Source organism: Rothia endophytica, from assembly GCF_928381505.1.
Classification (GTDB): domain Bacteria; phylum Actinomycetota; class Actinomycetes; order Actinomycetales; family Micrococcaceae; genus Rothia; species Rothia endophytica_A.
On sequence record NZ_CAKMSJ010000012.1, the window covers coordinates 1 to 20,201 of the forward strand.

Sequence of the window (20,201 nt, forward strand, 5' to 3'; positions counted from 1 at the left end):
TGATTCGGGACTCGACATGCCCCAAACTCTAACATGCCTTCAATGGCAAGCGGTCTGGACAGATACTTCTTGAATCGGCACGGTGTCATTACGGGCGGGGGCCAGAACAACGTCCCTGGACATCACATCTAGTTCTGCTGGTTTTGGGAGTCATCGCCATGATCTACCAGCGCATCAAGCGCCCGGACTTCTTTGCCGGTAAGGTGCCCATGGATGTCGAGCACATGATTGACCTGCCCGAGGTGTAACCCTGGGAACATGCCAGCCTAGGCGCGTAAACTAAATAAACATGAGCGGTCGCATAGACCCAGGACATATTTTCAATGAAGAGAAAGAAGTGCACATTATGGCTGTCAACGTTCAAGAGCTGCTGGCAAAGGTGCCCACAGGTCTACTGATTAACGGTGAGTGGCGGGAGTCCTCCAACGGTGAAACCTTCGATGTTGAAAACCCCGCCACCGGTGAGATTATCGCGACCCTGGCGTCCGCCACCGAAGAGGACGCAATGGCCGCCCTGGACGCCGCCTGCGCAGCTGAAAAGGGTGCAGGGGAGAACGGCTGGGTAGCCACTACCCCGCGTGAACGCGCCGAGATTCTGCGCCGCGCTTTTGAACTGGTCACCGAGCGTGCAGACGAGTTTGCCACCCTCATGACCCTAGAGATGGGCAAGCCCTTCGCCGAGGCGCTGGGTGAGGTTAAGTACGGTGCCGAGTTCCTGCGCTGGTTCGCCGAGGAAACTCCCCGCCACTACGGCCGCACCCTGAATATGCCCGAGGGTACCCTGCGCATGATCACCCGCCACAAGCCGGTTGGCCCCTGCCTGCTGATTACCCCCTGGAACTTCCCCCTGGCTATGGGTACCCGCAAGGTCGCCCCCGCTATCGCCGCCGGCTGCACCATGGTGCTCAAGCCCGCGCGCCTGACCCCGCTGACCAGCCAGTATTTCGCCCAGACCCTCATGGATGCCGGCCTGCCCGCAGGCGTCCTGAACGTGGTGTCCTCCAAGTCAGCCTCGGCTATCTCGGAGCCGCTCATGAGTGATGACCGCCTGCGCAAGGTCTCCTTCACCGGCTCCACCCCCGTGGGTCAGCAGCTACTGGCTAAGGCCAGTGAGAAGGTACTGCGTACCTCCATGGAGCTGGGTGGCAACGCCCCCTTCATCGTCTTTGAGGACGCCAACATGGAGCAGGCAGTCGCCGGTGCCATGGCCGCTAAGATGCGCAACATGGGTGAGGCCTGCACCGCTGCCAACCGCTTCTTCGTGCACGAATCTGTAGCAGAAGAGTTCTCCACCAAGTTCGCTGCCGCCATGGCAGATCTCAAACTGGGCAACGGCCTGGACGAAGGCACCACCTGCGGCCCGCTGATTGAGCAGAAAGCTCAGGACTCAGTAGCTGAACTGGTTGAGGACGCCCTGGCTAAGGGCGCCCGCGCCCTGACTGGTGGCGCCCGCGGTGAGGGGGAGGGCTACTTCTACCAGCCCACCGTGCTGGTGGATGTCCCTGCCGATGCCCGCGTGGCCCGCGAAGAAATCTTCGGCCCCGTAGCTCCCATCTTCACTTTCAGTGACGAGTACGAAGCTTACGAACTCGCCAACGACACCGAATACGGCCTGGCGAGCTATGTCTTCACCGAGAACATTGACCGTCTCTACCGTGCCAGCGACCACCTGGACTTCGGTCTGGTGGGCTTCAATGCCGGAGTTATCTCTAACGCCGCAGCACCCTTTGGCGGTATCAAGCAGTCCGGAATGGGTCGCGAAGGTGGCGCTGAAGGCATCGCTGAATATTCCTCGGTGCAGTACATCGGCCTGCGCGACCCCTACACCTACTAGGCCGCACATCTAACCTCAGACGGTGCCCGGGGGCCGCACCCCGGCGTCCGGGCACCGTCTCGCCCCCGTCCACTCCTAATCTTTGAGAGAAAAAATGTCTGACATCACCTACCGCCTGCCCCAGGAAATCCGCCTCAACGGTGCCGTTCCCGGCCCACGCTCCGAAGAACTAGCAGCCCGCCGCACCGCCAACGTACCCGGCGGCGTCGCCTCCACCCTGCCCGTCTACGCAGCCGACGCAGACGGCGGTGTGATTGTGGACGTTGACGGCAACTCCTTTGCAGACCTTGGCTCAGGTATTGCTGTAACCTCCGTGGGCGCATCAGCCCCCAAGGTTGTCGCTGCTGTTCAGGAAGCCGCCACCCACTTCACCCATACCTGCTTCATGGTGACCCCCTACGAGGGCTATGTTGCCGTAGCTGAAAAGCTCAACGAGCTGACCCCCGGTGACTTCGACAAGCGCAGCGTGCTCTTCAACTCCGGCGCTGAGGCCGTTGAGAACGCCGTGAAGATCGCCCGTGCCGCCACCGGCCGCAACGCTGTGGTGGTCTTCGACCATGCCTACCACGGCCGCACCAACCTCACCATGGCACTCACCGCCAAGGCGGCACCCTACAAGCAGGGTTTTGGCCCCTTTGCCCCCGAGGTCTACCGCGCCCCCATGAGCTACCCCTACCGTGACGGCGAGCTGGGCGGCAAAGAGGCTGCAGCCCGCGTCATCGAAATGATTGAGAAGCAGATCGGTGCTGACTACGTTGCCGCTATTCTGATTGAACCCATACAGGGTGAAGGTGGCTTCATTGTGCCCGCTGAGGGTTTTCTGCCCGAGCTGGTTACCTGGGCACGCGAGAAGGGCATTGTCTTCATCGCGGACGAAGTGCAGGCGGGTTTCTGCCGCACCGGCAGCTGGTTTGCCTCCGACCATGAGGGTATTGAGCCTGACCTGATTACCACCGCTAAGGGTATTGCTGGCGGTATGCCGCTGTCAGCTGTTACCGGCCGCGCCGAACTCTTTGATAAGGTTCAGCCCGGTGGTCTAGGCGGCACCTACGGCGGTAACCCCGTTGCCTGCGCCGCTGCCCTGGCCACCATCGAAACCATGGAGGAGTGGGACCTTTCAGCCCGCGCCCGCCATATCGAAGAAGCCGCCCGCGAAAAGCTAGGCCCCCTAGTAGAAGAGCTGGACATCGTGGGTGAAATCCGCGGGCGCGGCGCCATGTTCGCCGTGGAATTTGTATCTGACTCCGACTCAAAGACCCCCCACCCCACCGCAGCCAAGCAGATTGCTGCCGCCTGCGCTGAGCGCGGCGTCCTCATTCTTACCTGCGGCACCTACGGCAACGTAGTGCGCCTGCTGCCCCCGCTGACTATCAGCGATGACCTGCTGAATCAGGCACTGGACATCTTCGTGGAAGAAATCCGCAAGGTTGCGGGGAACTAATTACCTGTTTTGTACGGGCAGGGCAGGTGCCCTTATGCCAGGAAATGGGCAGGAAACACCCTCCGCCAGGCTGACCCTCTCGTAGCTCGCCCTGGGGGCTCGCTACGATTCACGCCAGACCCAGCCAGCCTGGCTTTGAGGGTATGTCCCGCCCGGGGGCTGGCCCCACAGCCAGCTCGTTGAGTTGTATTTAGGTGCGGTGCGGACGCCCCGTAAGCCGACTGGCTGGGGCTGGCATGAATCGCATGCGAGCTTGCGAGCCTGCGAGAAGGTTAGTCGGCGCAGGGGCGTCCGTACCGCACATACCCACAAACACAAAGGAGCTAAATCCATGAGCTACCGACTTGAAGACCCCACCACCGGTGAGGTGCTCGAAACCTTCGACACCCTCACCGACGAGCAGGCTGCCGCGGCAGTAGACCGCGCCCACGCCGCCTACCTGGACTGGCGCACTACCAGCGTCGAAGAGCGCGCCGCTATCGTCAACCGCATTGCCGAACTCTTTGAAGAGCGCAAGCAGGAACTGGCTGAAATCATCTCCCAGGAAATGGGTAAGCCCATCTCAGAGGGCATCGAAGAGGCAGAGTTCTCGTCCGCTATCTTCGCTTACTACGCTGGCATTGCCGCCGACCACCTTGCGGACGAGCCGATTCCCTCTGAGGCGGAGAACTCCGAGGCATACATCCAGCGCAAGCCCCTGGGCGCCCTGCTGGGTATCATGCCCTGGAACTTCCCCTACTACCAGGTCGCCCGCTTCGCTGCCCCCAACCTCATGTTGGGCAACACCATCGTGCTCAAGCACGCCGAAATCTGCCCCAAGTCAGCGCTCGTAATCGCTGAGATCATGAAGGACGCCGGGCTGCCCGAAGGCGCCTACGAGGCAGTTTTCGCTAGCCACGACCAGATTGAAACCATGATTGGTCACCGCCACATCCAGGGCGTCTCCCTGACCGGCTCCGAACGCGCCGGCGCCATCGTTGCCGGTATCGCCGGGCGCAACCTCAAGAAGGCAGTGCTCGAACTGGGCGGCTCCGACCCCTACATCGTGCTCGACACCGACAATGTCGCCGAAGCCGCCGCCACCGCCTGGGGCTTCCGCATGTACAACACAGGCCAGGCCTGCAACTCCAACAAGCGCATGATCGTCATGGCTGACATCTACGACGAGTTCGTCGCCGAACTCGTCAAGCTGGCCGAGGCCATGAAGCCGGGCAAGCCCGCCGAAGCGGACGAGACCACCTACACGGCCCTCTCCTCCCGCTCGGCAGCCGAAGGCCTCAAGAAGCAGCTCGACGAGGCCGTTGCCGCCGGTGCCACCCTGCGCGTCGGTGGCCAGCTACTGGATGAGAAGAGTGCCTACCTCTCCCCGGCCGTCCTCACCGATGTGCCCGTCGGCTCCGAGGTCTACTACCAGGAGCTCTTCGGCCCCGTCGCCACCGTCTACCGGGTCGATAGCGACGAGGAAGCCATCGAGCTGGCCAACAACACCCAGTACGGCCTGGGTGGCGCCGTCTTCTCCCAGGACGAGGCCCGCGCCCGCCGCCTGGCCCAGCAGATTGACGCCGGCATGGTCAACGTCAACACCCCCGCCGGCGAAGGCGCCGAAATCCCCTTCGGTGGCGTCAAGAACTCCGGCTATGGCCGCGAACTCGGCCCCTACGGCATGGACGAATTCGTCAACAAGCGCCTCTACTATGTAGCTGGCTAAGCTAGTTCCCCAGCCTGACAAAAAAAGGGGGGGGCTGCACCCTAGGGTGCAGCCCCCCTTTGTTCTGCCTTTCCCCGGGGTGGGCTGTTTTCTGTCCCATGATTGTGTCAGTACGTTCACATTTGATAATATGAACGTACTGACACATAACTCTTGTAGTGCGGGAGGTAAACATGGAACGCAAAATTACCCATCAGAAAAATCTGGGGGCTTTCATTCACGATGCCCGCACAAAATCTGGCCTAACCCAGCAAGAACTTGCCTTGCAGGCAGGAGTTTCGCGTAAATGGCTGATTGGTATTGAGCAGGGCGAACGCCCTAGGGCGGAACTCAACAAGGTCCTAGATGTTTTGAGGGCCTTGGGGATTGACCTTACCCTGTCTTGGACGGCGTCTGGAGAACCTGCTGGTATCCCTGAGAAATCTATGGTCTACGCCCCTGATATTTTTACGGCGAATCATCAGCTCAACCACCTTTTCGGTGAAACCAAGCTGCAACAGCAGGTCCGCTCCACCCTGGAAGGCAGCAGAAAGTCATAAAAATCCTCTAAAAGCCTGCCCCTCCCCGGAGCGGGGGAGGGGTTATCGTGGATACCCCCTGCTGGTGGCAACCATCGGCGGCACTCTGATGGGAACCTGGGGTAGCAGGCACCGAAGAACTAGGCAGGTATCATTCAGCTAAAAGAGCCAGAGGTACAACAGCCACGCCGTCCTGCCGCCGATAAGCTTGAGAACCGGTTGTCACCACCATTAGGTTTGTCACCGCGCTCCCTGCCTTCTCTCTCAGCCACAGGAGGTGGCGGACATCCGCATCCGTAACGCTCGCAGTCAACTTCACCTCAACGCCCAGCACCTGCCCCTCGGGCCCCTGGACAATCAAATCCACCTCCCTATCCCCCTTAGGTGTGCGCAGGTGGCTGACCGTAGCCTCAGCAGCCTGGGCGGCTGTGCGTACACTCAGAGTTACCAGCGATTCGAAGAGGGGCCCTGCCATATGGGCCCCCTGCGCTGTTGCCAGCCCCTGCGCCCCCAGGCCCAGGAGCCTCGCCGCTAGGGCAGGGTCTGCCAGCTGGTGCTTAGGGGAGACTGCAAGTTTTGTGAACTCATTGTTGATCGGCACCCAGCCAGGCACCGGGTCAAGGAGCCACAGTTTCGTCAAAAAATCACGATACATTGCGGTCGTTGTCTTGGCAGGTTGACTGCCGTCCCCCGCGGTCGTCGCATCGAGAATTCGAGAATAGCTCGTGGTTGTAGAACTCGCTGCCGCATAGGCGGTCAGCCAGCGACGTAAGGTTTCAGGGTGCCTCACAGCATACCCAGAGTCGGGCAAATCCCTGTCAATAACACGTTGCAGGTAGGCATCGAGTAGGCGCCTGCGAAGCTGCTGCGGGGCCTGGAAAATACCGGGAAAGCCGCTGCTGACAATTGCCTTGAAGTAATCCTCAAGCGTCACCTGGGTGGTCTGCCCGGCGATGGGGTCACTGTCGCCCATAAGGAGTTCTGCGAGGCTGACCGGTGCTTGTGGCCGGTAGCGTTCGTAGTAGGTAAGCGGGCGCATACGCAGGCTTAAAATGCGCCCGGCACCGCTATGGGTATCAACACCTGCAAGCGGGGATGCGCTACCTGTGAGTAAAAAACGCCCCGGAGGGGCTCCCTGGTCAACCTGGCGACGAACCGAGTTCCACACCTCTGGAACATACTGCCACTCATCAAAGAGCAGGGAACCTGCTGGTGCTGTGGTGAAAGAGGGGTCAGCTCGCATGATGTTCTGCTGCTCTGGTCTATCGAGGTAAAAAATAGCGTCGGCATGGCGGCTGGCTGTACCTGTTTTACCAACGCCTTTGGGGCCATCAATCGCAATAGCGGGGGCATAGGGCATGAGGAGGGAGAGCTCGCTGTCGAGTGTTCGTTGCAGGTAGGGTGATGTTTCATTTGAGAAGGTCATAATCCTAATGTTCCAGCCTTTGCACTACCAAAATTACTAGCGCTACGCTACCAAAATTACTAGCGCTACGCTACCAAAATTCCAGTCAACGGCCCGCCCAACCCCATACTCAGTCATGAAGCCTACGGATTCCCTTTGAGGCTCGTAGCAAAGCGTGGGTAAGGTGCTTTTACACTCTAAGAGTTGGCCTTGGTCAGAGCCGCAGCAACATCCGCCAGCAGGGCCGGCACATCATCCTTATCCATGATGACCTCAATAAAGACCAGCCTGTCACGGGTAGCCTGGGTTAGGCGGGCCGCCTCCAGAAGCTCTGCGGCAGTGTTAACACGCAGCATCAGCACCTCGTCCTCACGAGCACCCAGGGCGGCGGGGAGCAGCTGCCAGTTATAGGCGCGGATATCGTTGTAGGGCTGGGTGGCGCCGTGAATAGCACGCTCCACCGTGTAGCCATCGTTGTTGATGAGCACAACCACGGGGTTAATTTTCTGCTCCAGCATGGTGCCCAGTTCCTGGATAGTCAGCTGTGCTGAACCGTCACCGATCAACAGCACACCGCGGGCGTCCCTATCAGCAATAGCGGCGCCCATCATGGCGGGCAGGGTGTAGCCAATAGAGCCCCACAGGGGCTGACCGATGAACATGGAGCGTTCTGGGAAGCGGCGTGATGCCATACCGAAGAATGAGGTGCCCTGGTCTGCCACCACAATATTGCCGGGTGTTAGCTCGCGCGAGAGCAGTGACCAGAGAACGTCCTGGGTGAGAGGGGCGTCCATATCGATGTCAGCGTGGTCTTCTTCCTCCCAGGGCAACAGGTCCTGGGGCAGGGCGCCGACTTCAAGGGCAACTTCCCGCACGATATCCAGGGAGGTATCCAGGGTGAGAGGTGCGTAGGTTTTGCGGCCAAGGCGGGCAGTCTGAGCGTCCAGGAAGACGGTGTGCTCTGGAAGGTTCTGTGAGAACCCGGCGGTGGTGGTGTCGGTAAAGGTAACACCGGCGCAAATGAGAATCTCAGCGTCCTCCACAGCCTTTTTGGTGCGCTCGTTAGAGACCACCCCGGCGTAGATGCCAGCGAACTCGGGCTTGGACTCATCGACTAGGGTCTTACCCCACATGAGGGTGGCGTAGGGTAGGCCGGTGGCGTCCAGCATCTCGGTTAGGTTGCTCTGTGCGCCCATGCGGTGCACCAAAAGGTCAGCCAGTACGGTGGTTTTCTTGCCGGCAAGTAAGGTGGTGAGATCTTTGCGGAAGGATTCGCGGGCACCGGGGGAGGAAAGCTTAGCAGGAACATTCAGCGGCGCCGCAGGGGGATCAACCTCCACGCGCGCCACATCGGTCGCCAAAAGGATGTAGCCGGGACGCTTATGGATCATCATCTCGCGTAGCACACGATCAATCTCGCTGACGGCGGTGGCATGCTCTAGGTCAGCCACCGTGCAGGAAACCTCAGATGCCATACGAATGAAGTGGGTGAAATCCCCATCTCCCAGGGTATGGTGCATGGTCAGGTGCGCTGCCTGGGCGTCCTTAGAAGGAGCGCCCACAATGTGCAGAACCGGCACCTGCTCAGCGTAAGAACCAGCGGTGGCATTGATAGCAGAAAGCTCACCCACACCGTAGGTAGTGACCAGGGCACCGATGCCGTTCACACGTGCATAACCATCCGCTGCATAACCAGCATTTAGCTCGTTAGCATTGCCCACCCATGCGATACCCTCATGCTCAATCACATGGTCCAGGAACTGCAGGTTAAAGTCGCCAGGTATGCCAAAAAGGTCGCGCAGGCCCAGCTCATTCAGGCGATCAAGCAGGTAGTCACTTACGGTGTAGGTCATGGTGGTGGCCTTTCAAGAGGTAAGGGGAAAGCCCGACGGGGTGATACGGGCCTCAAAAGGTAGTTGAAAAAAGCATACGTTACCGGCGCCGATTTTTGGGCAGTCTGGGTTCCATGTGGTGATGACGAGGGGTGTACCGATGAAACTCAAGGTGCCCCGATAGTAGAGTGGTGATATGACCGAAGATATCCTAGGCTCCCCCTACACCCGAGAAACCCTAGATTTGGGTGCTGACGCCGAAGGGGCCCTCACCGCCACCTTAGTGCGTCGTCCCGCTGAGAACACTGTAGCCTCGGCTACCGACGGCAAGCCCCGAGGTGCTGTGCTCTACCTCCACGGCTTCGTGGACTACTTCTTCCAGCGCGAACTCGGCGACTGGTGGGCAGCCCAGGGGTACGATTTCTACGCCCTTGACCTCCGAAAATACGGGCGTTCTCACACCGATGGTCAAACTTTTTACTACACCGAAGACCTAGCTGACTACGACCTAGAGATCAACCGTGCCTGGCAGCTCATTACCGGGCGGGACGGGCATCGGAAGGTGGTGCTGATGGCGCACTCCACCGGCGGCCTCATTGCTCCCCTCTGGGCGCACCGCACCCAGCCTGCTGAGCTGACCGCTCTGATTCTCAATTCACCGTGGCTGGATCACTTTGACCCGCCGCTAGTCCGAGTGGCACTGACCGCCGGGGTTTCTGCCCTGGCGCGCGTTAAGCCGCGGGCTATCGTCCAACCGGCTAAAAATGATCCGGCCGCTGAGAGCCTGCACCAAAAATTTGGTGGGGAGTGGAGCTTTGACGAGACCTGGAAGACCTTTGACTTCCCACCTATTTACGCTGGCTGGTTGGCGGCCATCCGTCGGGCGCAGCGTCAGCTCCACCGCGGTCTGGACGTGCGCGTGCCGGTGCTTGTGATGAGTTCAGCACGGTCGGGGCGCATGAAGACGCGCACTCAGAAACATGACTTCGACGCGGTGCTCAATGTGCAGCACATCCGCCGATGGGCGCCGGTACTGGGAAAGCAGGTAACTAGCCTGGTCATCGAGGGGGCGGTGCACGATGTTTTTCTCTCGCCCCGAGCTGTGCGGGAGCGTGCCTATGAACAGCTGGGCGATTGGGTGCGACGTTATCTCTAATCCGCCTCTATTCGCTTTGTAGAGGCTAGTTTGCCCTAACTAACCAGGTGGTTAAGGGCTACCGACTGAGGGCTGACCTTGTGCTTGCTAGCGGCCGCCCTGGGGAAGGTTTACAGTGAAAATATGACCACACAAGAATTCACCCCGCACGTCTCAGAAGCTCATGCCATGGGCACTTACCAGGAGAAGCTCAACCGCCTGCGCGCCGCCGTCCTGGGTGCCAACGATGGCATTGTTTCCGTAGCCGCCACCGTGGTTGGTGTAGCGGGTGCAACTACCTCTACCCCCACCATTGGTCTCGCTGCCGCTGCTGCTGTGGTGGGCGGAGCTATCTCTATGGCTCTTGGGGAATACGTCTCAGTGTCATCACAGGTGGACAGCCAAAAAGCGCTGGTTGCTAAAGAAAAAGCTGAACTCCGTGACCTGCCCGAGGAAGAGCTGGATGAACTAACGAACATCCTCATCGACCGCGGCATTGCCCCTGATACCGCTCGCAAGGCTGCCATCGAAATGACAGAGAAGAATGCCCTGGCAACCCACCTGCACTTTGAGCTGGGCATTGAAGAGGAAGAAAGCGTATCCCCCTGGACCGCAGCCTTCGCCTCAGCCGGTGCCTTCCTGGTGGGTGCGCTCCTGCCCACCCTGCTGATTTTGTTGCTGCCGGTATCGGTGCGCATCCCCGCAACCTTCCTTGGGGTTCTTATCGCTCTAGCTGTCACCGGTGCCCTGGGTGCTAAGTGGGGCGGATCCCCCCACTACCTGCGCGCTGCAACCCGCGTGGTCATTGGCGGTGCGCTGGCTCTGGCCGTGACCTTTGCGGTTGGCTCCCTGCTGGGTGCCACCGGCGTAGTCTAAACTCTTCGCTGAGTTAAGCTTAGGTACCTGTTTTAGGTAGCCTAGAGAGCATGACTCACCCAGATGCCAGCACCCAGCTACCCCAGGTTCCCGTGCGGATTGACGCCTGGCTCTGGGCGGTGCGCATCTTCAAGACCCGCGGGCTAGCGTCCGACGAGGTCAAGGCAGGGCACGTGCGCCTGAATGATGCCCACCCCAAACCCTCCCAGAAGGTGAAGCCGGGGGACGTAGTCAAGGTGCGCTACCCGGGGTGGGAGCGAACCTTTGTGGTCAAGAAAACCCTTGCCAAGCGGGTCGGTGCACCTGTGGCAGTGACCTGCTATGACGATATTTCTGAGCCCAAGCCTGCCTACCTCAGCTCCGGGGTCATGCCTCGCCGTGAACGGGGGTCTGGCAGACCCACTAAGGGCGAACGCCGAGCCCTGAATCGCTTGCGCGGCTACGAGAAAGAATAGCCTCCCATGAGTTTTACCCTCCGCGCCGCTACCCCGGCGGACGCTGCAGCTCTCTCGGTTTTTGCGGGTGAGAATTTCCCGGACGCCGCCCCTGCCGTGGTGCCCCGTGAGGCTGTTGCTGCTTTTATCGCTGAGCACCTGAGTCAGCAGGCACTAAAACAAGCTATTGCCAGCGGGGCATATACGGTGAATCTTGTGCTTAATGCGGAGGGGCAAATCATTGCTTACTCGGCGATAGATACGGTGCAGCCCCAGCCAGCTGAGGTTGCTGGCAATGCTGCCTACCTCAGTAAGTTCTATGTGGGGGCAAGCGCCCGAGGAATGGGTATTTCGGGAGTGCTGATGCAGCAATTGGTAAAAGATGCGCAATCTGCTGGCTATGACGGTATTCATCTTGGAACCCACCAAGAGAACTACCGGGCTCAGACATTCTACGAAAAAATGGGCTTCAAAAGAGTGGGAACTCGTACTTTCCAGCTGACCCCCGATGTGATCGGAGAGGACTTCATCTACTATCTGCAGCTAGGGGCTGTATGATTTTTCTGTGTGCCGCTGTATTACTCTTCGTTCGCATCTTTGAGGTGACACTAAGGGAAGATTATGGATTTTGAAGTTCGCGCCCCGCGTGAAGATGAGGCTTTAGCCTGGGAAAAACTGCGCATTGTGTCATGGCGTAAGGCCTATGCCCATGACTTTACCGCCGACACTTTTGCCCAGCAGGAGGCCCAGGTGCCTGTGCGGGCAGCCGCATTTGCTGAGTGGCTGGCATCTACTGCTAACACGGGCCAGGACGTGCAGAATCAACTGGGGCAGCGCCGCAAAGCGCTGGTGGCGGTGAGGTCTGACGGCGGCAACTCCCTTGATATGCCCGAGGTGGGCCCACTGCTGGGGCTAGCTTTTGCTACCTGCATGCCCTACGAAACACAGAAACTAGAGATGCTTTATCTTTTGCCCGAGGCCTTCGGTATGGGGGTAGCGCATGCGCTACTGGAGGGCGTCCTGGCGGACGGCCCGGCTGAGCTTGAAGTGCTGACCACCAACGTCCGTGCCATTCGTTTTTACGAAAAAGAGGGTTTTACAATCGCTTCTACTGACGAATTTGCCGGCAGAAAAACCTACATCATGAAGCGCGCCTAGTGTCTAAAGAACCGTCTTCTCACCCCAGCCTGAACCGCCAGATCCTTGCGCTGGCGGTCCCCGCTTTTGGTGCCCTGATTGCTGAACCATTACTGGTTTTAGCAGACTCTGCCATTGTGGGGCACTTGGGCAGTCTGCAGCTGGCTGGGCTGACACTGGGCTCTACGGTGGCTCATACCGTGGTCGGTCTGATGATTTTTCTTGCTTACTCGACCACTCCGGCCGTCGCTCGTGCTTTCGGTGCTGGAGACGCGTCGGGTGCCTATCGCGCTGCCCGTAACGGTCTTTGGGTGGCGCTGGGCTTGGGTGTTCTCATAGCCGCCGGGCTCGCGGTGACGGCGCGCGGCGTCCTCACAGCCCTGGGCGCCCAGGGGGATGTGCTGACCTATGGTCTTGCCTACCTGCTGCCCTCTCTGGTGGGGCTGCCCGGCATGCTGCTGGTGCTAGCGGCAACCGGTGCCCTGCGCGGTTTTCAGGACACCAAAACACCTCTCTATGTTGCCACCGCTGGCGCTGCCATCAATGTGGTGCTGAGCTGGGTGCTGGTCTACCCGGTGGGGATGGGTGTTGCCGGGTCAGCTATCGCTACCGCAGCTGTGCAGTGGGGTATGGCGCTGATGCTCTCTGCTCGCGTGGTGGTGGGCGTACGTACCCATGCGGTAGGTTTTGCACCTGACGGCCCCGGCCTTGCGGCTGTTTTTAAGGTGGGGTCGTGGCTGATGCTACGGGCGGTGTCGATGCGCATTGCCCTGCTGGCAACCGTCTTTGTGGTGACCGCCCAGGGGCCGGCTAACCTTGCCGCCTACCAACTGACCTTGAGTTTCTTTAACTTGCTGGCCTTTGCCCTGGACGCTCTGGCGATTGCCGCCCAGGCGCTTCTGGGTAAGGAGATGGGCGCTCAGAACCTTGCGACCCCTGCGGGTAGGGATGCCGTGGTGCAGTTGAAGAACCGCCTGGTGCGGTGGAGTTTAGGCTTTGGTCTGCTTACCGCTCTGCTCTGCCCGGCGCTAGGTTTCGGTTTGGCATGGGTCTTTACTCCGGACCCTGAGGTTCAGCGTCTCTTTGCCTTATCCCTGCTAGTGCTGGGTGTGGGGCAACCGCTGGCAGCTTACGTCTTTATTCTGGACGGCGTGCTGATCGGTGCCGCTGACGTGCGCTACCTTGGCCTGGCTGCCCTCTGCACCCTGGCGGTTTACGCCCCTGTGCTGGTGGGGCTGCATCTTTGGTTCACTGGGCAGGACTCCGGTGCGCAAGTTCAGCTTGCCACCCTGGCTTACCTGTTGCTCTGGTGCGCCTATGCTCTCTGGTACATGGGTGCTCGCGCTCTGACCCTCTGGTGGCGGGCGCGCAGCGGAGTGTGGATCCGCTAGGGCTAGGCGGTGATTCCGATCTGGTTGCCGTCAGTGTCGCAGAAGGCACCCTCGTAGTAGCCGTTAGTCCTCGGAGTATGGGTTCTGACAGGAGGCAGGGCCAGTACAAAAGTTTTATGAAGCTTGCACCTGGGTGCCTGCCAATAGGTCACCTAGGTGTCTCTTATCCTTCCGCAACAATGTCATCAAGAGAAGCAGAGTGGCTAGTGCAAGGCTGACGCATGAGAGCTCGACAGCCAGCAGGTCATAATCCGTGTAGACACCGCGAATAGTGCTTATGTGCCCTAGCTGCCAGGGTAGGAACTTGATGATGTTCCTGACCAGGCTACTTTTCACCGACTTGTAGCGGTAGACCAGTTTGAGGCCAGCCTTTTTCTTGCCGAAACTGCCGCCTCTTGCGTAGTCCAGGTAGGTAAAAATTAGGATAACCGGAAGCACAGAGGTAACCAGGGCGATGAGCTGAGACTGCAGTTCGCTTATCTGGGGAACACCACCCAAGAACAGCAGGTAAACCGCCATGGTCACCCCGAAGAGTAGCACTAAATAAGCAAGAATCACCAGGTAGTCGTAGGCAAACTCTTTCACCCTCGCTTTAAAGGGGATTAGGTTTAACTCATTCAGCATACGGTGTGCCTTTCGGGGTTTAGAGCAGCCCGTCCTAGACGCGGTCACCGGACTGCGGAAAGAACAGGTACCTGATAGCCATCGGAACTTTCCGTGTCATCCTGTTTTAGGGCACCGCGGTTCTACCTGCTTTTCTCGCGCTTCTCGCGAATCTCTTCCCGAATCTCCGCAAAACCTTCCTTGATAATCCTGTTACCCTCTTGTAACCGCTCCTCATATTCTTCATCGGTAGCCGTTCCCTTCCACGGAACTCCTATAGCAAGAGCTGGTATCGTACCACCGAGTAAACCAGCCAGGGCACCCCAAAGGGCTGTCTCAAGCTGATAACTCTGAAGTAATACCACTGTGGTCACCGAGGTTATAACTACCCAAGGGATAGCTTCGTAAATAGTCGGGACAAACCCTGAAGGCACATATGTGTCGTGCTTTATACGGTAGGACCTGTCCACTAAGGCAATTATCACGCTACTTACTAAAGCTGATGTTATTGAAATAGCTACTATGTCTGCAAACAGAATCGTTTCACCTGATACCCACCTGATGAATAGCAGAGATACGAGCATGAGCGGGGAATTTAGCAATAGAGCTATAAATATTGATCCAGCTAAATTTGCTTTTAAGGAATGGTGCTGTTTACTCATCATTATCTACATACGCTAGAGGTGTACTGCACTTAGCCAAGTAGTCCCCGGCATGCACTGTAGGCTCCGCCTATTGCAAGCAACTCTTCTAGGATTTTTACCCCATCTTCGCCAATTTCATGAAGGTGCGCACCTCGCCTGATTGCAGAAACAGCCATTCGGATGCTGCCCCAAGACCTGATGGCAGCGCGAATTACTTGCACAATCCTGAATAGCGGGAAGCCGATGCCCGCAAGGATAGGTAGGACGGCAACTGCGCATTCCCCGGCCCCCTGAGGTGCGATAACTCCTGGTGAAGGTGTTGGGCGCGTCTGAATATGAAGACTTCTGCCTGAGTTGATTTTGCTGAGCTCCTTTTCGACTACTGAGACGTAGTTAGGGGTCGAAGCTGGGTCGGCTTTTAATAGCCAGTCTGGAAGCTGTGAGAGATCTTCGGCAAGTTCTGCAAACTGACGCTCTAGGTTCCAATCGATGTCTTGACTTAATTCAGCCCTGCGAAGTGAAGATGTATTCAGTGCGGTTGCATGTGTTGTGCTAGCAAATGCTGCCGCTAGGCCGAGCCCTGCTGAGATGGCGAAAAAGTTTCTGCGGTTGGTCAGGTTAGACATTTAGTATCACTCCTTATCATATGAGTAATTAATTTATTTGTGCTGGGCGTCATTGTCGAGGTTTCAAAATGTTAATTTCACTATCGAACAGACCAAAGATTGATGAGGTCACAGAGCCACTGATATGTACTGAGTTTATTTCCGAAAATTAAAATAGGAAACAACCAACAAAGGAACAAATGATATGTACTGGCTTTAGTTCCGATAATTATATAAACACTAAAACACCAGAAACCACCACCTCCTGCGGAGTTCGATAGCCAAGCCCTTGATGCAACCGGCCCTTGACTCCACCACCGCACCCAGCTAGCCATTTCAGCCTCCAACAAAGCGGGAATGTAGTCCGCTTCGAGGGCTTAGAGTAGCCCGTCCAGCAGGTCCTGGACACGGTGGGTTTGGCCGGTCTTGTTCAGCACCTCAATCAGCAGATTCAGAGCATTAGCCTTAGACTCCTTGCGCTGCGCCGCATCAAGAGCCGCCACAGCACCCTCCAAAAACTTCGTAGCCTGGGCGCTCTGCCCGGCGTCCTTAGCGCACTGCCCGGCCAGCAGAAGCGCGGCGCCGAGACGGGCACTCTGCCCTGCCTGCTCATAGGACTCGGCCACTCTACCAGCCAGTTGTGCGGCGTCAGAATAATTGCCTTCTGCGGCATATAATCTAGCCAAAAGGTCGTCAGCATGGATGACTAGCGCGGCTGCTGCCTCTACCTGCCAGGGCTCAGCGTCTGCCTGTTCTAACTGATTGCGCTCAGCTTCTGCCCTGGCACGTGCAGCAAGAACAGCCTCTTCCAGCCCCTCATACTGCCCCAGCAGCTCAGCCACCTGACCGCGGGCGGTCAGCACTGCCAAGAGCAGGCGGGCAGGAGCGTCCCCGTCAAGTAGCAGCTCCCAAGCGCGCTCAAAGAGCTCGGACGCCCGCCCGCGCTCCCGCAGCTGGGCAAGGCTCTGCGCGGCATCAGCAAAGGCGATACCAGCACCCAAGGTCTGCCCGGCAGACTCACGGGCCTGCCCGGCACGCTCATACCAGTAGGCAGCCTGCATCAGGTCACCCGCGGCAAGAAAGCCATCGGCGGTAACGTAGGGGTCGGCGTCCCCTTCCTGTTCGGTAGAAGCCGTACCCCTCTGATCTGCAAAGGGTTGCGCCCCGCTGCCCAGCTGGAGTCCGGCGGCTGAGCTCAGCCCGGTAGTTTTTTCGGTGACCAATACCAGGTCAGCCAGCCTGGGCTCTTGCTGGGCAGCTTCTAAGGACTCGGTAAAGCGGCGGTTGCCTGCCCGCTCATCAAAAGCGCGAGCTAGCGGAACAGACTGCTGAACCGCCCAGTCATAAAGCTCACCCAGAGTATCTGCTTGATGCAGGCGTGTGGGTAGCTGACCCTTTTCTTCAACCGCCCAGGCTAGACCTGCCACCAGATAGCGCAAAAAGCCGCGGTTATCGCCGGGGTCGCCCTCTAGCTGCAGTGCCCGCTGGCCGTGGGTCACCAATACATCCAATGCGGCCTGAAGCTGACCACCGCGCGCCAAAATCTCAAACTCCATGCCCAAATCATCGGGGTCGTAGTGCCCGCCGCTGGTCGCCTGCGCCCGAGCCAGCTGCCGCCCCGCCGCTTCACCATCGCCCAGTTGCAGGTAAGCCAGGGCAAGCTGGCGGTGGGAATTGGCCGGTTCCCTGTTGCACAGGTCTTCTGTAGGTGCGCCCAAGGCAACTGCCTGCTCAAATTCCCCGGCAATCACGTGGTCACGCAGAGTGCCGCCAATCTTGCAGGAGCCGCAATCCATCTCGTCCTCACCATGCGCCAGCCAGATAGCCCGCCAACGCTCGGCCTCGTCATCCAGCCCCAGGTGCCCTGCCCACATGTACTCGGCGCGGTCTACCGCTGCGGCGCTAAACCCGGCTACGGCGTAGCGTTTGCGCATCTCATCCAGTAGGCCACGGGCCTGCTGCCGGGAGATTTGTGGCCAGGCGGCAAGGTCTCCGGTTACCCACTTGAACTGCCAAAAAAGGGTGCGACCATCATGCACGCTAAAGTGCTCGGGGTGGGTGTCCCAGAGCCTCAACAGCTTAGAAAAGGTGGCGAAGGACGCGGGGTTGGGGGTGCCAAAAACGTAGGCTTCAACCAGCTCAAGTAGGGCTTCGGGCAGTTTTTGCTCGGGCCCCTCGTTTTCAATGGTCCGTGCGATGAATTCCGCAGCTGCGGTGCGGCCGGTGCCGTATGGCATTTCCCGCAGACGGGCGATTTTTAGGTTTGCTTCTTCAAGTGACCACATAGTGCCCCCTAGTTTTCGGTGCGTAGGGCGGCGGCCAGTAGCTGGCTCAGGCTGTCACTGAGCAGCCCGGTTTCGCGTGATCCCAGACCCTCGCCGGCCAGCATCAGTGCTGAGAGATAAAGGGTGCTCATGCCTGCCTCAAAGGATGTATGGTGCGGCTGTGCCAGCAAACGGCGGACGCTGTCGTTAGTGTCATTGAGCATCAGCGTGCGGCTGGGCTTACTGTCTGATGGGTCAGTAAAGGACCCCAATAGTCCGCCCCAGACGTCCCCGGCAGTTTTGCTTTCCTGGCTGATAGCCCGGCGACGCTCAGCCTCAGCATCACGCAGAAGCACGGCGGGTACGTCCGCCGGGTCAAAGCTGCGTAGTTGCACGTCGCAGTCCTGTTCAGCCAGTACAGCCTTGGCACGTTCTAGGGTGGTCATGACCTCAAATTCACGGTCAATACCCACCCCTTCAAGGGTCTGAGTCAGTTCACCGGCGGTCATCTCGGTGACCTCCCAGCCAGGGCGGTGTGCCAGTTTTGCCAGGATGTCGGCGTCATAGACGTAGCCACCATTGACCACCCAGAGACCCTGGGCGCGCGCCACCGGGGCGATACGGCGGTAGCCCTCGGTGGTGGGAGTGAAGCGGACTGCTCCGCCTTCACGGGCAACCTCAGCCAGAGTGGTAAAGCCCTGGGTGGTTTCAAAGGGTAGAGCCTGGGCAACCACATCTAGCATGTCGTCGCTAGCCAGCGCCACAGCACGCAGAGCCAGGTGGTGGTTTTCCAGAAGGCGAGCCTGCACGGGGGAGGGCTCGGTGAGGGTGGCGGTAATCCAGCTCTTGAGCTGCTCGCCAATGGCCTCACGGGTCAGCAGGAGTACCTCGTCCTCACGGAGCTGCTCGCGAGAGGCAGTGGGAGTCAGGCTCTCAGAGTTCAGCACCGCCCGCACAAAGAATGCCCAGTCAGGTAGCAGGGTGTCCTCGCGGCTGCTGACCAGCATCTGCTTCACATAGACTCGGTGGCGACCAGAACCGGGGGATACCGCCTGCGGCAGAACATAGGCGACGCCGGTGGTGCCGGTTGCCTGAACATTCAGGGGAATGGCGGCTAGGGGAGTGAAGCCCAAGGACGCCTCGGCATAGTTGGTGAGTGCCATAGCGGCTTCGTGGGCGTTGGGCGCGGTGCTGCCGTGCTCTGTGCCCTCAGCGTCTTTTTCCATAGCCCCTGCCCAGGGCAGGCTGGTGCGGGAAATACGGCGCCAGACCCGCTGGCCGCCAGCGTTTACCCGCACAGAAATATCCAGGGGCAGCATATCCCCGTAGTCACTCGCCAGGGTCACCACGGTTTCCTCAGCAACCCAGTGGGCGGCGTCCGGCCGCGCCTTGAGCGAGATCGTGGTGCCGATTTCAACCTCAGCATCGGTGAGAGTCTGCACCTCAAAAGTGCCGTCAGCCAGACCCACCCAGTGCACCGGAGCCTCCCCTGGGGCGGCGCTGCGGGAGATCACCTCAACGGCGTCAGCAATCAAGAAACACGCCAGCAGACCAATACCGAACTGGCCCAGGTACTCAGCACGGCCCTCGCCCAGCACTTCATCGCGCTTGGACGTGCGGCCAATAGTTGCCAAAAACTCCTCTGCCTGGGCGGCGGTCAAGCCAACGCCGGTATCGGTAATGGTGATTCCGCCACCGTCAGCCCAAGGCTCCAATCGGACGCGGGCAGGGGCGCCCGGGTCAAGGGCAGCGCGGGCGGTAATAGCGTCCACCCCGTTTTGCAGGACCTCGCGCAGGTAGACCTGCGGGCCCGAGTAGAGGTTCTTAGAGAGCAACTCAACCAGGCCGCCCAGATCGACTTTAAAACGCTGTGCCATTTATGCCTCACCCAGGTTCTGATTCAGTGCCTCAAAAACGTTAAGACCAGCGGAAATACCGGTGCTCAAGAGGTCATCCAGCTGCTCATCGGTCAGCCCTGCACCGGTGGGGTAGTTAGTCTCTGCCATCATGATGCCCAGCTGCTGGCCGTCTTGCTCAAAAACAGCCGGGTAGGTTTTAGGCAGCACCATCTCACGGTTCCAACTCTCAGCAAAAGCACTAGCTACCGGCAGCTTATCGACGGGTAGAGAGCCGCGCCAGGTGCCGCGAATATTGAGCAACTGCCCCTGCCCCATCAGCAGAAAGAAGAAGTACCCCTGCTCAAACTGGGCGATGAGGTTGCTGCCTTCCTCCTCGCAATTTACCTCAAGGCGGGTCAGCGCCTGCCGCAACCTCTCAGCGGTGAGGGGCTGCAGGGCAGCAGCGGGAGCGAGCGCGGAGTCAAAGAAACCCATGGTCAACTTTCTGCGGGGGCTGGTGGTCTTCACCAAGTTTA

At 59.1% G+C, this 20,201-nt stretch carries 18 protein-coding genes; 10 read left to right on the forward strand and 8 right to left on the reverse strand.

Translation table 11 applies throughout. The annotated features are described in order from the left end of the window. The first annotated feature begins 346 nt into the window (after positions 1-346). The 4 genes from L6990_RS11275 (at position 347) to L6990_RS11290 (ending at position 5,522) form a co-directional block, all read left to right on the forward strand. Complete coding sequence (locus tag L6990_RS11275; protein WP_237204337.1) at positions 347-1,834, forward strand: NAD-dependent succinate-semialdehyde dehydrogenase; 1,488 nt, start codon at positions 347-349, stop codon at positions 1,832-1,834. Between the two features lie 82 nt (positions 1,835-1,916). Then, positions 1,917-3,275, forward strand: coding sequence for a 4-aminobutyrate--2-oxoglutarate transaminase (gene gabT / locus L6990_RS11280; protein ID WP_440480505.1), 1,359 nt, complete (start codon positions 1,917-1,919; stop codon positions 3,273-3,275). Positions 3,276-3,606: 331 nt separating this feature from the next. Beyond that, positions 3,607-4,983, forward strand: coding sequence for an NAD-dependent succinate-semialdehyde dehydrogenase (locus L6990_RS11285; protein ID WP_237204307.1), 1,377 nt, complete (start codon positions 3,607-3,609; stop codon positions 4,981-4,983). 173 nt (positions 4,984-5,156) lie between these two features. Next, positions 5,157-5,522: a helix-turn-helix domain-containing protein gene (locus L6990_RS11290; RefSeq protein WP_237204308.1), complete on the forward strand. Its 366-nt coding sequence runs from the start codon at positions 5,157-5,159 to the stop codon at positions 5,520-5,522. A 130-nt stretch (positions 5,523-5,652) separates the two neighbouring features. Here the strand turns inward: L6990_RS11290 and L6990_RS11295 are convergent, their stop codons facing one another. Together L6990_RS11295 and L6990_RS11300 are read right to left on the reverse strand one after the other, a co-directional pair. Next, positions 5,653-6,927, reverse strand: coding sequence for an ATP-binding protein (locus L6990_RS11295; RefSeq protein ID WP_237204309.1), 1,275 nt, complete (start codon positions 6,925-6,927; stop codon positions 5,653-5,655). A gap of 176 nt (positions 6,928-7,103) precedes the next feature. Then, positions 7,104-8,759 carry an alpha-keto acid decarboxylase family protein gene (locus L6990_RS11300; protein WP_237204310.1) on the reverse strand — a complete coding sequence of 552 codons (1,656 nt, stop codon included), beginning with the start codon at positions 8,757-8,759 and terminating at the stop codon, positions 7,104-7,106. A 175-nt stretch (positions 8,760-8,934) separates the two neighbouring features. Between L6990_RS11300 and L6990_RS11305 the strand changes: the two genes are divergently transcribed. From L6990_RS11305 to L6990_RS11330, 6 genes are all read left to right on the forward strand, one after another. After that, entirely contained in the window at positions 8,935-9,894 is a 960-nt protein-coding gene (locus L6990_RS11305; RefSeq protein ID WP_237204311.1) for an alpha/beta hydrolase, read from the forward strand. 123 nt (positions 9,895-10,017) lie between these two features. Then, positions 10,018-10,749, forward strand: a complete 732-nt coding sequence (locus tag L6990_RS11310) for a VIT1/CCC1 transporter family protein (RefSeq protein ID WP_440480506.1) — start codon at positions 10,018-10,020, stop codon at positions 10,747-10,749. A gap of 50 nt (positions 10,750-10,799) precedes the next feature. Beyond that, the gene (locus tag L6990_RS11315; RefSeq protein WP_237204312.1) at positions 10,800-11,204 is read left to right on the forward strand and encodes an RNA-binding S4 domain-containing protein; all 405 of its coding nucleotides are present in this window, start codon (positions 10,800-10,802) and stop codon (positions 11,202-11,204) included. A 6-nt stretch (positions 11,205-11,210) separates the two neighbouring features. Then, positions 11,211-11,741 carry a GNAT family N-acetyltransferase gene (locus tag L6990_RS11320; protein WP_237204313.1) on the forward strand — a complete coding sequence of 177 codons (531 nt, stop codon included), beginning with the start codon at positions 11,211-11,213 and terminating at the stop codon, positions 11,739-11,741. 63 nt (positions 11,742-11,804) lie between these two features. After that, the gene (locus L6990_RS11325; RefSeq protein ID WP_237204314.1) at positions 11,805-12,341 is read left to right on the forward strand and encodes a GNAT family N-acetyltransferase; all 537 of its coding nucleotides are present in this window, start codon (positions 11,805-11,807) and stop codon (positions 12,339-12,341) included. Beyond that, entirely contained in the window at positions 12,341-13,711 is a 1,371-nt protein-coding gene (locus tag L6990_RS11330; RefSeq protein WP_237204315.1) for an MATE family efflux transporter, read from the forward strand. The genes L6990_RS11325 and L6990_RS11330 overlap by 1 nt, the downstream gene beginning before the upstream one ends. Positions 13,712-13,825: 114 nt before the next feature. On the opposite strand, the gene L6990_RS11335 is transcribed toward L6990_RS11330, so the two are convergent. The 6 genes from L6990_RS11335 to L6990_RS11360 form a co-directional block, all read right to left on the reverse strand. Further along, a complete protein-coding gene (locus tag L6990_RS11335; protein WP_237204316.1) occupies positions 13,826-14,335 on the reverse strand; it encodes an RDD family protein in 510 nt (169 codons plus the stop codon). 122 nt (positions 14,336-14,457) lie between these two features. Next, the gene (locus L6990_RS11340) at positions 14,458-14,979 is read right to left on the reverse strand and encodes a hypothetical protein (protein WP_237204317.1); all 522 of its coding nucleotides are present in this window, start codon (positions 14,977-14,979) and stop codon (positions 14,458-14,460) included. A 29-nt stretch (positions 14,980-15,008) separates the two neighbouring features. Beyond that, positions 15,009-15,584: a hypothetical protein gene (locus L6990_RS11345; RefSeq protein WP_237204318.1), complete on the reverse strand. Its 576-nt coding sequence runs from the start codon at positions 15,582-15,584 to the stop codon at positions 15,009-15,011. A gap of 356 nt (positions 15,585-15,940) precedes the next feature. Next, positions 15,941-17,848 carry a hypothetical protein gene (locus L6990_RS11350; RefSeq protein ID WP_237204319.1) on the reverse strand — a complete coding sequence of 636 codons (1,908 nt, stop codon included), beginning with the start codon at positions 17,846-17,848 and terminating at the stop codon, positions 15,941-15,943. 8 nt (positions 17,849-17,856) lie between these two features. Next, positions 17,857-19,704, reverse strand: coding sequence for an HSP90 family protein (locus tag L6990_RS11355; protein WP_237204320.1), 1,848 nt, complete (start codon positions 19,702-19,704; stop codon positions 17,857-17,859). After that, positions 19,705-20,160, reverse strand: coding sequence for a YbjN domain-containing protein (locus tag L6990_RS11360; RefSeq protein WP_237204321.1), 456 nt, complete (start codon positions 20,158-20,160; stop codon positions 19,705-19,707). Between the last annotated feature and the right edge of the window lie 41 nt (positions 20,161-20,201).

Excerpts from the sequence above, each read along its gene's own strand:
- L6990_RS11295 (WP_237204309.1), bottom strand. The coding sequence starts at position 6,927 with ATGACCTTCTCAAATGAAACATCACCCTACCTGCAACGAACACTCGAC.
- L6990_RS11285 (WP_237204307.1), top strand. The coding sequence starts at position 3,607 with ATGAGCTACCGACTTGAAGACCCCACCACCGGTGAGGTGCTCGAAACC.
- L6990_RS11340 (WP_237204317.1), bottom strand. The coding sequence starts at position 14,979 with ATGATGAGTAAACAGCACCATTCCTTAAAAGCAAATTTAGCTGGATCA.
- L6990_RS11345 (WP_237204318.1), bottom strand. The coding sequence starts at position 15,584 with ATGTCTAACCTGACCAACCGCAGAAACTTTTTCGCCATCTCAGCAGGG.
- L6990_RS11290 (WP_237204308.1), top strand. The coding sequence starts at position 5,157 with ATGGAACGCAAAATTACCCATCAGAAAAATCTGGGGGCTTTCATTCAC.
- L6990_RS11315 (WP_237204312.1), top strand. The coding sequence starts at position 10,800 with ATGACTCACCCAGATGCCAGCACCCAGCTACCCCAGGTTCCCGTGCGG.
- L6990_RS11320 (WP_237204313.1), top strand. The coding sequence starts at position 11,211 with ATGAGTTTTACCCTCCGCGCCGCTACCCCGGCGGACGCTGCAGCTCTC.
- L6990_RS11300 (WP_237204310.1), bottom strand. The coding sequence starts at position 8,759 with ATGACCTACACCGTAAGTGACTACCTGCTTGATCGCCTGAATGAGCTG.
- L6990_RS11305 (WP_237204311.1), top strand. The coding sequence starts at position 8,935 with ATGACCGAAGATATCCTAGGCTCCCCCTACACCCGAGAAACCCTAGAT.
- L6990_RS11355 (WP_237204320.1), bottom strand. The coding sequence starts at position 19,704 with ATGGCACAGCGTTTTAAAGTCGATCTGGGCGGCCTGGTTGAGTTGCTC.
- L6990_RS11360 (WP_237204321.1), bottom strand. The coding sequence starts at position 20,160 with ATGGGTTTCTTTGACTCCGCGCTCGCTCCCGCTGCTGCCCTGCAGCCC.
- L6990_RS11275 (WP_237204337.1), top strand. The coding sequence starts at position 347 with ATGGCTGTCAACGTTCAAGAGCTGCTGGCAAAGGTGCCCACAGGTCTA.
- L6990_RS11350 (WP_237204319.1), bottom strand. The coding sequence starts at position 17,848 with ATGTGGTCACTTGAAGAAGCAAACCTAAAAATCGCCCGTCTGCGGGAA.
- L6990_RS11325 (WP_237204314.1), top strand. The coding sequence starts at position 11,805 with ATGGATTTTGAAGTTCGCGCCCCGCGTGAAGATGAGGCTTTAGCCTGG.
- L6990_RS11335 (WP_237204316.1), bottom strand. The coding sequence starts at position 14,335 with ATGCTGAATGAGTTAAACCTAATCCCCTTTAAAGCGAGGGTGAAAGAG.
- L6990_RS11310 (WP_440480506.1), top strand. The coding sequence starts at position 10,018 with ATGACCACACAAGAATTCACCCCGCACGTCTCAGAAGCTCATGCCATG.